This window comes from Caballeronia jiangsuensis (genome assembly GCF_046030135.1).
Lineage (GTDB): Bacteria > Pseudomonadota > Gammaproteobacteria > Burkholderiales > Burkholderiaceae > Caballeronia > Caballeronia jiangsuensis.
Window position 1 is genome coordinate 168,241 of record NZ_JAQQDB010000005.1, and the last position, 13,680, is coordinate 181,920.

Annotated in this window: 8 protein-coding genes; 6 read left to right on the forward strand and 2 right to left on the reverse strand. The window is 62.8% G+C overall.

Annotation, left to right across the window (positions count from 1 at the left end):
- Nucleotide 1: 1 nt before the first annotated feature.
- The gene (locus PQR08_RS07395; protein WP_408161193.1) at nucleotides 2-916 is read left to right on the forward strand and encodes a glycosyltransferase family 2 protein; all 915 of its coding nucleotides are present in this window, start codon (nucleotides 2-4) and stop codon (nucleotides 914-916) included.
- A gap of 17 nt (nucleotides 917-933) precedes the next feature.
- On the opposite strand, the gene PQR08_RS07400 is transcribed toward PQR08_RS07395, so the two are convergent.
- Nucleotides 934-3,108: a glycosyltransferase family 2 protein gene (locus PQR08_RS07400; protein ID WP_408161194.1), complete on the reverse strand. Its 2,175-nt coding sequence runs from the start codon at nucleotides 3,106-3,108 to the stop codon at nucleotides 934-936.
- A 409-nt stretch (nucleotides 3,109-3,517) separates the two neighbouring features.
- On the opposite strand from PQR08_RS07400, the gene PQR08_RS07405 reads away from it, so the two are divergent.
- The 5 genes from PQR08_RS07405 to PQR08_RS07425 all read left to right on the forward strand — a co-directional run bounded on the left by PQR08_RS07405 (nucleotide 3,518) and on the right by PQR08_RS07425 (nucleotide 11,622).
- Nucleotides 3,518-4,336 (forward strand): ABC transporter permease, encoded by an 819-nt coding sequence (locus PQR08_RS07405; protein ID WP_162066855.1) that lies wholly within the window; start codon nucleotides 3,518-3,520, stop codon nucleotides 4,334-4,336.
- Nucleotides 4,337-4,339: 3 nt separating this feature from the next.
- Nucleotides 4,340-5,053 (forward strand): ABC transporter ATP-binding protein, encoded by a 714-nt coding sequence (locus tag PQR08_RS07410; RefSeq protein ID WP_250477004.1) that lies wholly within the window; start codon nucleotides 4,340-4,342, stop codon nucleotides 5,051-5,053.
- Nucleotides 5,054-5,099: 46 nt separating this feature from the next.
- On the forward strand, nucleotides 5,100-7,283 hold the full coding sequence (locus PQR08_RS07415) for a glycosyltransferase (protein ID WP_408161195.1): 2,184 nt from the start codon (nucleotides 5,100-5,102) through the stop codon (nucleotides 7,281-7,283).
- 89 nt (nucleotides 7,284-7,372) lie between these two features.
- On the forward strand, nucleotides 7,373-9,427 hold the full coding sequence (locus PQR08_RS07420) for a methyltransferase domain-containing protein (protein WP_408161196.1): 2,055 nt from the start codon (nucleotides 7,373-7,375) through the stop codon (nucleotides 9,425-9,427).
- 11 nt (nucleotides 9,428-9,438) lie between these two features.
- On the forward strand, nucleotides 9,439-11,622 hold the full coding sequence (locus PQR08_RS07425) for a glycosyltransferase (RefSeq protein ID WP_408161197.1): 2,184 nt from the start codon (nucleotides 9,439-9,441) through the stop codon (nucleotides 11,620-11,622).
- Between the two features lie 55 nt (nucleotides 11,623-11,677).
- Here the strand turns inward: PQR08_RS07425 and PQR08_RS07430 are convergent, their stop codons facing one another.
- A complete protein-coding gene (locus tag PQR08_RS07430) occupies nucleotides 11,678-13,678 on the reverse strand; it encodes a glycosyltransferase (protein ID WP_408161198.1) in 2,001 nt (666 codons plus the stop codon).
- Between the last annotated feature and the right edge of the window lie 2 nt (nucleotides 13,679-13,680).

Below are 13,680 nucleotides of genomic sequence, written 5' to 3' on the forward strand. Positions count from 1 at the left end.
CGTGCCGCATCGGGCAGACGAAGCGAGCCTCGATCGGCTCGGCGCCGTCGTCGTTTTCTACAACCCCGATTCGAGTTGCATCGACAGGGCGAACCGGCTTGCGCGCTGGTGCCGATGCGTCGTCGTCGACAACACGCCCGCGCGTGAGGAAAGCGAACGCATCAGGGCGTCGCTCGACCCTTCCATCGTGTATCTGCCGAACTACGCGAATGTCGGCATCGCCACGGCGCTCAATCAGGGCATCGAGCGGCTGATCGCGGACAGCTTCGAATTCGCCATGCTGTTCGACCAGGACAGCGAATCGACGCTCGATCTCATCGGCGGGCTGGCGAACGTGATGCGCGCGTGCATTGCGCGTCGCGAGCGGGTGGCGCTCGTCGGACCGGCGTATGAAGATGCGCGTCTGCGCGGGCTTGCGCCGTTCGTGCGTTTCGGATACTTCAAGCTCCAGCGCGTGATGCCGGCGGGCGACGTGCCGCTCGATGTGGACTTTCTGATAAGTTCCGGTTCCTGCGTGAATCTCGCGTGCTGGCGCGAGATCGGCCCGATGGACGATGCGCTTTTCATCGATTTCGTCGATACCGAGTGGTGCATTCGCGCGAAATCGCGAGGTTTTCGCGTGCTGGGCGTGCCCTGGATCAGCATGACGCACGAACTCGGCGAAGAGCCCGTCCGCGCATTCGGGCGAAATTATCCGATGCACAGTCCCGTGCGGCACTACTACCTGTTCCGGAATGCCGTCGCGTTGCTCAAGCGCGGCTACGTGCCATGCACGTGGAAATCCACGGAGCTGATCAAGCTGCCTGTGCGCCTCGTGATCTACGCGTGCTTCGTCCCCGATGGCCGCACGCACGTGAAGATGTCGCTACGCGGCTTGTGGCACGGGTTGATCGGGCGCCTCGGCCCGTTGGCCTGAACGTGAGCCAGGCTTGCTCAGTCGAATTGCCCGATGCGCGGTTCGTCGGCGAGCGCAAACGGGTGCTTCGAGGTGTCGAGCGAGAGATTGGGGTTGTAGGCGGGATCGCGCAACAGGGCGTCGCCCCAACGGGCTTCCATCTGACGCACTTCGCGCTGGAAGCGCTGGAATTTTTCCGGCGCCATGTCCGAGCCACGCGTCGCCGATTCGTGATGATAGAGTTCCGCGTGCGGCGTCCACACGTTGCGATAACCCGCTTCGCGCACGCGGATGCAGAAATCGACATCGTTGAAGGCGACGGCGAATTGCTCGTCGAGGCCGCCGACTTCCTCGTAAATCGACTTGCGGATCACGAGGCAGGCTGCCGTCACGACGGAGAGATTCTGCATGGCGACCGCGCGCCCGAAATACCCGAAGGTGCCGCGCCGCATCTTGTAGTGCATATGCCCCGCGATGCCGCCCAGGCCCAGCACGACGCCGCCGTGCTGCAAGGTATCGTTGGGATACCAGAGACACGCGCCGACCGCGCCGTTGCCCGGCTGCGCGGCAATCGACACGAGTTCTTCGAGCCAGTCGGGCGTGATCACTTCGATGTCGTTGTTCAGCAGGCAGACGAATTCGCCCTGGGCGAGCGCGACGGCCGCGTTGTTGAGCGCTGAAAAGTTGAACGGGCGGTCGTCGCGAACCACGCGCACGTTCGGCCGCGCGCGCAGCGTATCGAAATAGGCAAGCGTCTCGGGCTTCACGCTGCCGTTGTCGACCACGATGATCTCGAAGTTCGGATACGTGCTCTTGGCGAAAACGCTCTCGATGCACTGGCGCAGCAAGTCGACGCCGTCGCGCGTCGGAATGACGATGGAAACGAGCGCCGCGGGCGAAGGCGGCGCATAGCGCACGCGCAGAATGCCGATATCGCTCGCGAGCTGGCCGACCGTCGCGCGCACGCCGGCGCGTGCCAGATGCTCCTCGACTGCACGGATGCCGGCCGTGAGCGCATAGGGCTTTTCCGTGCCGGCGCCTGCCGTGCTGCCCGGAACAATGCGCCAGTGATAGAGCACGTGCGGAATGTGATGGACGGCATCGTGCCCGGCGATCTCGATGCAGCGCAGCGCCAGATCGTGATCCTGACTGCCTTCGAAGCCCTTGCGAAAGCCGCCGGCCCTCCGCACGAGCGCGGTTTCGTAGACGCCGAGATGAGAGAACAGATTCTGTACGAGGAACAGTTCCGGGTTCCAGTCGCTCTTGAAGTACGGAGCGCTGCGCTGCCCATCGGGCGTGAGTTTGTCCTCGTCGCTGTAAAAGAGGCGTGCGCGGGGATTCGCGTTGATGGCCACGGCGATCTGATGGAGCGCGTGTTCGGGCAGGATGTCGTCGTGATCGAGCAGGGCGACGAACGTGCCCGTCGCGAGCGCGAGCGCGCTGTTGCTCGCCTCCGAAATGTGGCCGTTCTGCTCGCGCAACGCGATCTTGATGCGCGCATCGCCCGCGGCGCATTCCCGCAGCGTCGCGATGACCTCGGGGTGCGGCGATGCGTCGTCGGCGATGCACAGCTCCCAGTGCGGATACACCTGCGCCTGCACCGATTCGATCATCGCGCGCAGAAGCGCAATGTCGCTGTTGTAGGTCGGAACGAGAACGGAAATCAGCGGCTGCCTTGGCAGAGCGCGCGCCTGTGCGCGGAGGATTTCGCGTTTCGCGTCGTCGATCGTGTCGTGCTGCGCGATCCAGCGCGTGTAGGCTTCGGGGCTGTCCTCGAACTGCTCGCTCGCCAGGATGCGGCGTCCGCGCCGCACGATGCCGTCGATGCCTTCCTTGCGCCAGATCGCGTAGTAATGCGCGAGCGCCGAGCGCAGACCGCCACGCATCCGGATGGCGCGCGCAGCCGATTCGAAAGACCTGTTTGCCTGTTGCGCCCGCACCGACGCGGCGCGCAGCGGCGCTGTGACGCGCCAGGACATCGAGGTGCGCAGCGCGGTCAGTTCGGCTTCGAGCAACGCGATGGTTTGCTGCTGATTATCGCTGGCCGAATCTGCGCGCCCAGACGAGGCCAGCTGGCGCTGGAGGTCGGCGACCGTCGCTTCGAGCGCCGCGATGCGCCCGGCATCCGAGGCGAAGCGGGAATCACGCTCCTGCGCGGTTTCGTCGGTATTTTGCGGGGACGGCGGTACGTCGCGCGGGGGCTGTAGAGTCATTCAGGATGCCGGAGGCCGTGGTTGAGAGGCCGGTGCGGTGGAAAGCCGGTTCCGGATTATATCGGACGGGCGCGCCCGGTCCGCAGGGGGCGGTGCCTGCAACCGATGCACCCAAAAGTAACGGGATGAACCTGCCGATGGACGGGCGGTCTGATTGTTCCGTCAGCGCGAGCGGCCTTTCGGGCGGCTTGCGTCTCCGGGCGCACGTTGGAACTTCGGGGCGCGACCATTACAATACTGCCTCGATATTCGGAATAGCCCCGCCCTGGCGCGGCCCGGTCAAGCGGCGCAGGCCGCGTTCCAAACGGTTCGGTACGGTTCCGCTCGCGGGCAGAACCGCCGCCCGGCGCAGCGGCCGCCTAGGCCCACCGCTGATCACTACCTGGAATCAAAAGGTTCAAATTACACGATGCAACCAAGAATTTCGGTACGAGGCGGCGAGACGAGAGCTGTCCTCGCTGCCCGCGATGTGCTCGATGGCATTCGCTCTTATCCGGTCTGGTCGACGCTAGCCTGGCAGGATATCCGCCAGCGCTACCGGCGCTCCGTGCTCGGTCCGTTCTGGATCACGCTGACGATGATCGTGACGATCGCCGGTATGGGTCCGCTCTACGGCGCGCTCCTCAATATCAGCACGGAAGAATTCGTCCCTTACCTCGCGCTCGGCATCATCACCTGGGGCCTCATTTCGACGCTCATTCTCGACGGCTGTATCGTCTTCATCGGTTCGGACAGCATCGTGAGATCGGTGCGCCTGCCGATGACCTTGCACGTTTTCCGCACGGTGTACCGGAACATACTGTTCTTCGGCCACAACATTCTGGCTTACTTGCCGGTGATGCTTTTCCTCAAGCTCGCTCCACGCGTCGAATGGCTGATGGCGATTCCCGGCTTGCTCATCATCGTGATCGCCGCCGTGCCGCTCAACATCATTTTTGGCATCTTCTGCGCGCGTTTTCGCGATATGCAGCCGATCATCGGCAGCGTCGTGCAGCTGACCTTCTTCCTGACGCCGATCTTCTGGAAGCCGAGCGCGCTCGGTCACCGGGCTTATGTGGCCGACTGGAACCCGCTCTACATGTTCGTCCAGCTCGTGCGCGCGCCACTGTACGGCGAGGGGCTCAATCCGCACGTTTATATCGGCGCCGGCGTCACGACGCTGATTCTTTATGTGATCGCGATTCCGCTGTTCATCCGCTTCCGTTCTCGCATCGCGTTCTGGATCTAGCTCATGGCGTTTCTCAAACTCGAAAACTGCAGTCTGAACTTGCCAGTCTACGGCGCGAGCAATCGGTCGCTCAAACAGATGATGCTCTCGAAGGCCACCGGTGGCCGCATCGCGGCCGATAGCCGAAAGCTAACGGTCGTCGAGGCGCTGCGCGATGTGAGCCTGGACGTCAGGGCAGGGGATCGCCTGGGTCTCGTCGGTCATAACGGCGCGGGCAAGACGACGCTTCTGCGCCTGCTCGCAGGCATCTATGAACCAAGTGCCGGCTCGTTTTTCTGCGAAGGACGCGTGACGAGCCTGCTCGACCTGACGCTCGGCCTCGACTACGAAGCAACCGGATACGAGAACATCGTCCTGCGCGGGCTCATTCTCGGCGCGTCGAAGGCGGAGATGACGAGGCTCACGCCTGCCATCGCCGACTTTTCCGAGCTCGGCGACTATCTGAACATGCCGGTTCGCACCTATTCGAGCGGCATGGTGCTGCGGCTCGCGTTTGCGATCGTCACGAGCGTGCATGCCGATATCCTGCTCATGGACGAGTGGCTGAGCGTGGGCGATGCCTCGTTCATTCAGAAGGCCGAAAAGCATATGCAGGAGTTCGTCGGGAAGGCCGACATCCTCGTGCTGGCGTCTCACAATGCGCAGATCATCCAGGATCTGTGCAACGTGATCGTCGAGCTGGAGCATGGCACGGTGAAGGACGTGCGGCGGGTCTGAGCGGCTGACCCGCCCTCAATCACGACAGAAATAGATCGGAGCGCGCATGGCCGGCCTGAAGGTGTTCGTCACCCGCGAGCTTTATCCGTTTACCGCTGGCGGGATCGGCCGCGCCATCGCGAATCTGCTCGACACGCATGCCGGCGTGCGGGGCGGTCACGAATTCGCGGTCGTCTACCTTGCGCAGCCGCTCGACGAGACCGGTTTTCGCGAGCGGTATCCGGGGGCCGTGCTGATCGATGCGTCGCCGTCGTCGTATGTCGAGTCGGATACAGACGGTTTCCACTATCCGCCCGCGGATCAGTTTTCCACGCATCCGCTGCATGCCGAATCGGTTCGCGCGATGCGGGCGCTCAAGCGGCTGGCGAACGAGCACGGCCCGCTGGAATATGTCGAGTTTTCCGACTGGGGCGCCGTGGCGTTCGCATCGTTGCAGGAGAAGCGGCTCGGCCTCGCGTTCCAGGATACGACCCTGGCTGTCAGGCTGCATACCTCCGACAGCGTACTGAGCGCGACGGAGTCCAAGCCTGTCGATCAGGCCTCGCTGATCCTCTATGACCTCGAACGCAAGGCGCTTGCGGACTGCGATCTGCTGATCGGCCAAGTCCCCGCCACCGCGCGCTGGATGCAGCGCTTCTTCGATTTCCCCGATTCCGAGTGGCTGCCGCGCCTGCGCATCGATCCGCCGCCGGTGAGGCTCGAGCACGGTGCGCCCGCCCTGGCGTCGGTCGTTGCGCAGTCGGCGACCCCGATCGTTTTCTCGTCGAAGATTCAGCGCATCAAGCGCCCCGACGTTTTCGTTCGCGGATGCTGCGAGTTTCTGAAAGCCAACCCCGCCTATGCGGGGAGGATCGTGCTGGCCGCGATCGCTCAGGACGTCGACTATCTCGACGTGGTCAAGCGCCTCGTGCCGCCCGATCTCGCCGATCGGTTCAGTTTTATCCAGGATGCAACGCCCGAGCAGCGCGCGAGGCTCATCGCCTGTTCGGTGTGCGTATTTCCAGGCTCGTTCGAATCGTTTTGCCTCGCTGCGTTCGAAGCCTCCATGTCGGGTGCGCTCTGCATCGTAAATGAATCCAATCCGGCGTTTTCGCGGGAGTCCGCATGGATCGATGCGGTGAATTGTGTGAAGTTCGATGGCGGCGCGAACGGGCTGAGCCGCGCGTTGACACGCGCTTTCTCGATCAAGCAGGCCCTTCAGCCCGTTTCTTCCGGCCCGTCCTCGCCACCCTCCTGGGAGTCGACGTGTACGGCCGCGCGCGCGAACACGCAGCGCGGCCCGGTCGCCGAGCCTTTGGTCAGCGTGCTCATCCCGCATTACAACCTCGGCGCGTATCTGAATGACACCGTCAGGAGTGCGTTGGACTCGGACCATGATCGGCTGGAAGTCGTGATCGTGGACGATGCTTCGACCGACCCGGCGAGCATCGACGTCATTGCGCGATGGCAGACGAGCGGTGATTCTCGCGTACGCGTCGTGAAACTCCAGCACAACGTCGGACTGGCGGGTGCGCGCAACGTCGCGGTGTCGCATGCGCGAGGAGAGTACGCTTTGACGCTGGATGCGGACGATCTCATCGAGCGTCGTTTCATAGGCATCGCGGCGAGGGCGTTGCAGCGTAATCCGGACTTCTCCTTCGTGGTGCCGCAGACGGCCTATTTCGACGATCGCCCGGGAGGCGACGCGCAGCCGCGCTATATGACCTTCGTCGGCGAAGCGCGCGCGTCGGGACTTTTCATCAACCGTTTTTCGACCGCGACGCTGATGGCGCGCACGGCGCTTCTGCGCTCGCTGCAATACAACGAGTCATTGCACGCGTACGAGGATTGGGAACTGTACGTGCGCGCCGTGATGACGCGCCATCGGTTCATCGTGACCAACGCTGTGCATTTTCATTATCGCCGGCGACAAGACTCCATGATCCACAGCGAGTCGGCATTGCAGCGCATGCGTTTGTTTTATCACGATGTTTTACACGGGAAGGAACTGAAGATCGGCGACAATCGACTCCCGTTGTTCGTGCTGGAAGGCGCCGTGAGCGGCATCGGACATGGCGAGTCCGTCGATCATTTGCGGGCACGGCTCGCGAGCTATGACAACAGTGCGTTCGTGCAGGCAGCGCTTGCGGCGCGCGCGCAACTGGATCGCCTTCCGGACTGGCTTTACGCGCCTTTGAAACGGCTGGTCAATGCCGCTCGCACGATGCGGGCGACGCGCCGAGGAGCGTAACGCAGGTAACTCAAGGGCCGCTTTGCCCGGGAACACAGGGAGCGCGCAACCTTCGGCAAGCAGGTGCGCTCCGCATCAGGATTATCGGTATGTCACGCAAGAACGAGGACTACTGGCGGAGCCAGGACGGTGAAGCCTATCGGCGTCAGCAAGAGTGGCGTAGCGAACAAGGCAACACGAACTATCGCGAGCAGGAAGCCTGGCTCGTTGCGCATCTGAAGCAATGCAGCGAGCGTCTCGGCAGGCCGGTCGAAGTGCTGGACGTCGGCTGCGGATTCGGACGCATGGCGCGCGTGCTCGCCGACTGCCCGTTCGTCGTCTACTACGGCTACGATTTCTCCGCCACGATGGCGAAGGAACTGCTCGATGCTCCACCCGCGAGTCTCGAGCCGGTCGCCGGCCGTGTGCGCGTGGCGCCGAATCCGCGAGAGGCGTTTGCGGACCGGCGCTTCGATATCGTGTTCACGGTGTCCGTGCTGATCCACAATGCACGCGAAGCGGCCGCGCGGGTCTTGTCCGAGATGGCTTCGTTGCTTCGCCCGGACGGATACCTTCTGCTGATCGAGAACCAGCTCGTGCCGTTCGAACTCAAGGAGAACAACTGGCACGGCGGATGTTGGCTGCACGATTACGCCGGCGATCTCGCGAGGGAGTACGACGTCGAGGTCATCCGCGGACGCATTCCGGATCATGACATCTATCTCGTGCGGACCGTGCGCGGCGCGCAGCGCGCGGTGACGCTCATCGAAGGCGACGGCGCGGCGCGTCTGCTCGGCGACGAAGAGCGCCTGCTTGCAAGCATTCCGCGCTTGCATGTGGCGTTGAAGGGACTCCAGAGCGAACTGGAACATCGCGATGCCGCCGAAGCCGAGGCACGTCTGCACGATGTCGCGGAAGCGCATGTTATGCAGGCGCGCCTCATCGAGCAACAGGGGCGCGCGCTCGATGAGCGGCAACGCGTCATCGATGAGATAAGCGCCGAGCGCGATACGCTCAGGAGCGTTCAGCAATTGCGCGCGCACATCCAGCAGACGCTCGCGCAGGTGCATGCCCAGTCGCAGGCCATTCACGTGGTCCCGCAAACGGGCGATGATCTCGCTCAAAAGAGTTTCACGCGCGCGTTTCCTCCCGAGCAGTCCTTCGAGTGGCAAGCCGCGCGCGACACAATCTATGCCAATCCGGATTCGCGCTTCGCTCAGGTCTGCCACGTGTTCCATCAGGATTGGGTGGGCATGCGCTCGGCCGTCGGCGCTTTGCCCGGCTGGAAGCTCTCGATTCCGTCGGCTCAAGGCATTCCGGTTGCCGATATCGAACGCATCGTGGCGCTGCTTCGGCAGCATGACATTCGCAAGCTCGTGCTGCACGGCATCTCGGACCCGATGTACGCGCTGTCGCTCGCGCTTGCGCGAGTCGGCTTCGATGCGCAATACCTCGTGTGGCACGGCACGACGACTCAATGGGTCTGGGAGGACGAGCGCCGCTTCGCGCACCGCGCCATCCAAATGGCGCGGGAAGGCAAGGTCCGGCGTTTCAGCGCGATACGGCGGGGTCTCGGGCCCATCGTCGGAGAGCGAAACTTCGCGCCGCAACTCGTCAACATGCCGCCGCTGTTTTCGAACCGCACGGTTGCGCGCCGCTCGCCGCGACGCGAGGACTGTCACGCGCTCGCGCCTTCGTGGAACGACTTGCGCAAGAACCTCGCGACCAATGTGCTGGCGGCGCAGTGCGTCGACCGAATCGGCAGGATCCATGTCGTGGCGAAGGACTTCGACTTGCCGAAATGGCTGGCGCCGAAGCTGACTAAGGTGGCTTACCGAGATCACACCGGCATGCTCGAGATGATGGCGTCGATGGACCTCGTGCTGAACGTCACGACGATCGACTGCCATCCGATGGTCGATCTCGAAGCCATGTCGGTCGGCACGCCATGTGTGCGCGGACCGCTGTTTCTCGACGGGCTCGAGGATCACGAATACGTACGTCTGACTTCGGTCGACAATCCGATGAGTGTCGAAGACATCAGCCGGTGCATCGAAAGACTGCTGAGCGTCGAGACGCTCACGCTCGACGGGATGATGTCCGATTACAAAAACGCCTTACTCGAGTTGTCGCGTCAGCGATATCTGGAATTTCTCGAAATCTGAAGCCGATGCCCATGAGAGTATTCGTTACCAAGGAACTGTATCCCTTCACGCATGGCGGCATCGGGCGTTCCATCGCAAACATGCTGTCGGTGTCGACCGAAGAAGAACTGGCTGGCACGGCCGTCGTCTGGGTCGGCAATGATATCGACACAAGCTCGTTCGCGATGCTCTATCCGAAGGTACGGCTGGTCGTCGCATCGCGGCAGAACTACAGCCTGTCCGATCGTGACGGAACGAGCTATCCACCCGAGTGGGCATTCACCGATTCCGAATGGCACTGGCTTTCCGTGAGGGCGATGCAGGGCCTGCGCCGGCTCGCCGATGAAGTCGGGCATCTCGATTACGTCGAGTTTCACGACTGGGGCGGTCTCGGCTTCGCGAGCATTCAGGAGAAGCTGCTCGGATCGGCGTTTCAGGACACGGTGCTGGCGGTTCGCTTGCATACGGCGGATAGTCTTCTGGCGGACGTCGACAACCGGCCGGCCGACAAGCAAGCCCTGGTGGTGTTCGATCTCGAACGCAAGGCGCTGGACGATTGCGATCTGATCGTGGCGCAATTGCCGGAAGTCGCCAAGGCAATTCAGACCTTCTTCGCGTTCTCCGACGAACAATGGTCGCCGCGCCTGTGTTTCCATGCATCGCCCGTGTTGCTCGATACGGGCACGGTCGCCACGCGATCCATCGAACCTTCGATCGATGTGAACATTGTTTTTTCGTCGAAGATCCAGCATCTCAAACGGCCGGAACTCTTCGTGCGCGGATGTTGCGGCTTTCTCGGCGCGACGCCGGACTACCGCGGCTCGATCGTTCTTGCCGCGCACGCGACAGACCCGCAATTCCTCGCGCGCATCAAGCGCATGATTCCGGACGACCTGAAGAATCGCTTCAGTTTTCTGATCGATCTCAGCGCGACCGAGCGACACGCGATCGTTTCGCGCTCCGTCTGCGTCACGGCGTCGTCGTTCGAATCGTTCTGCCTGTCGGCTTACGAGGCTTCGCTCTCTGGCGCGGTGTGTGTCCTCAATGGATCGAATCCCGCGTTCGGCGAGAACTCGCCGTGGATCGACAACGTCAATTGCCTCAAGTTCGACGGCAGCGCAGCAAGCCTTGCCGCGGCACTCGCGCGCGCGGTGAAGGGCGGCGCGCGGGCTGTTGTGCAGATTCCTTCGACGCCGGCGCCGTGGACCCTTGGCGACAGGAGCGACCCGGGCTCGCAAGCGGATAAAGCGACGCAGCCACTTGTTTCCGTGCTCGTCCCTCATTTCAACCTGGGCGACTATCTGCGCCGGACGATCGACTCGGTCCTCGCGTCGACGTATTCGAATGTCGAGATCATCGTCGTCGACGACTGTTCGACGGATAGCTTCAGCCAGCTCACGATCGAGCGTCTCGAGGGCGTGCATGAACGCCTGCGCATCGTGCGCAATCCCATGAACCTCGGTCTTGCGGCGACGCGAAACGCAGCGCTGGCGCATGTCCGCGGCGAATACGTGCTGACGCTCGATGCGGACGATCTCATCGGCCCTGGCTTCATCGAGCTGGCGGTGCGGGCTCTGGAGAATCAGCCTGAGTACGATTTCGTCGTGCCGCAGACCGGTTTCTTTCACGATGCAGAGGAAGGGCAGATTGGTCAGCAAGTCGCCTTCGCGGACTATGCAGTCTTCTACGGCGAGGCTCGCGCCGCCGGCACGATCGAGAATCGCTTCTCGACCGCGACGTGCATCAGCCGGACGCGGGTGCTGCGTGAATTGAGATACCGCGACGAGCTCGAGGCGTACGAAGACTGGGACTTCTATATGCGCGCCGTGATGGCGGGCAAGCGCTTCATCGTAACGAATGGCATCCACTTCTTTTATCGCCGGCGCAGCGAATCGATGTTCCATTCGCCAGAGCGGCTGGCGCGGCATCGCACGCTGTATCACGATCTTTTGCGCAACAAGTCGCTCACGCTGGGACGTTCACGTCTGCCACTCTATGTGATCGAGGGCGGCGTAGCGGCCGGCGCGGATGCGGCGGCATTGCGAGAGGAGCTCGATGCGGCGCGCGCGCGACTCGACTACTTCGAACGAAGCCGTGCGGTGTTCGTCGCGGTGCGGTTCCACGAGAAGTTGAAGCGCGTCGCGCCGTGGGCGTTGTCCGCATTGTCGGCGGGCGCGAGAGTGGCGCGCGCAGTGAAGCGACGCCTGCGGGGGTAGCAGCGTTCGAAGGCGATAGCCGGACAGCGCATATCGCGCCGGTCCGGCAGACGCCTCAACGATGCGCTTTGGCGCGTTGAAGGGTTTCGCGGAAAAACTTGCGATAAGCCTGCGTTCGAACGCTCCAGTCCCAGCTTTTGATGCTCTCCAGATTCTCAGCGGACATTTCCTGCAAGCGATGCCGGTCGACGATGAGTTTCTCGATCGCTTCGGCGAGGCATTCGGACGACCGCTCTTTCAGGATGAACTCCCGCTGACGAGGTCCGAGCGCCTCCGACACGATTCCTACGTTCGTCGATATGACCGGAACGCCGCAGGCCATCGCTTCGAGAACCGGATTCGGCGTGCCCTCGGCTTCTGAACAGCAGATCAGAACGTCCAGCGAATTGTAGTAGGCCGGCATCTGACTGTGCGGAATGTGCCGCACCTGGCGGTCGGCGAAATGCTCGCTGACCCGAAGGCCCTTCGCGCGCAGCATCTCCAGCGCGGGCTTGAGAATGGTATGAAATCCTTTCGGATCCAGCCGCTCGCCACCCGTCCCGGCGGCTCCCCAGGCACTGTTGCCGGACCAGCCGATCCGCAGTTCCCGCGTGTTGCCGCTTGCAAAGCGTCCGAGATTCGACGGGCTGAAGCGCGTCAGATCGACGCCGTCCGGCGTTTCGCCTTGCGGCTTCGGGTAGTGAGGAATGTTCTCGTAGATGCGCTTTAGGATATCCGAGCTGACCGTGTATCCGTTTGCCAAGTGGTACATGGGCCCACGCGCAAGCGTCTCCTCCTGAGTGAGGAACAGGTGATCGAACACCGTGAACGTGACCGGGCGTGGAGCGATGAGCCGCTCGACAAAGGGCTTCCAGCCTCCACACAAACGTTCGACGTACGGACGTCCCCAGTCCTTGTCGAGATGATGCAGCGGCTCGCGCCAGAACATGTGCACCAGATCGTGCCCTCGTGTCATCTCGAGCACCAGCACGGGATTGCCGATGTCCTTGAGCGTGATCATGTCGAACTCGAACTCGTCCGAGGTGTATCGCATGATCTGACGCGCGATGTTCGCGAGCGCCCAGGTTCCCGTGTCGACCATGAGCGCGATGCGCGGACGCGTCTTTGCGATCGTTCCCGCCATGGGCGGCGCGACTGCGACGGCGGCGGCTTGCGGCGCCGGCGGAGCCGGCTCGACCCAGGGTGCGCGGAGATGGTGCTTGCGATTGAATTGATCCGTCGAAGCTCGTAGAACGTCGGCATCGGGAACGGCAGGGCGCGGTTGCGCGGGAGCGAGCGTCAGTCCCGGCGCATCGCTCATGCCGATTTTCCGGCCGTCCTCGAAGATTCGCAGGGAAAAGTCGGTTTCGTCCAGCCCTTCCGCGAGCGCTTCGTCGTATCCGCCCAGCGCCTGCAGGGACGCAACCTTCAGGAATACCGCCGGACCCGCAAGCAAGGTGATGAGGTACCCGCCGCCATGTGTGTGCGGTCTCGTCGAAAGCAGCATCTCACGCGAGATTTCGAGCCGTCCGGGCGCGATCCGGGGCACCAGATAGCCGATGCCGGTGGTTCCATTAACGGCGCTCTGGCTGGCGGCCGACATCGCGAGAAAGTGACATCCGAGACTCGCGATGTCGCGCTGCGCATCTCTCAGCATGTCGCGCGTGAACGTCAGGCCGGTCTCGGCGAACATGATCCAGCTCGTTTCCGCGAAGCTCGCCATCCGGTTCCGGCATGCAGACGCGTTCGCTTTCGCACCCGTGAACTCCAGTCGCAAGTTGAGGCCGGACTCGTTCCGAAACTGCTTCAGCGAATCGAACCTCGCTGCGTCTGCGCCGTTGACCATGATCAGCACCTTGCCCGCGAAGTGGGGCAGATGCTGTGCGATCGATTGACAGAGCGCAAGCGCCGGCGCGCTGTCTCCGTCGATGCACATGGCGATGGTGAGATGCAGCCCGTTATCGCCGATATTGGCGCCGTCGGGCTTTCCAGAATCGGCCGCCAGAAACTCATGCAGACGATGGCCGAGATACGCGCGCGTTTCGAGTTCCAGTTCCAGCGCTGAAGTGGTGTTCATCG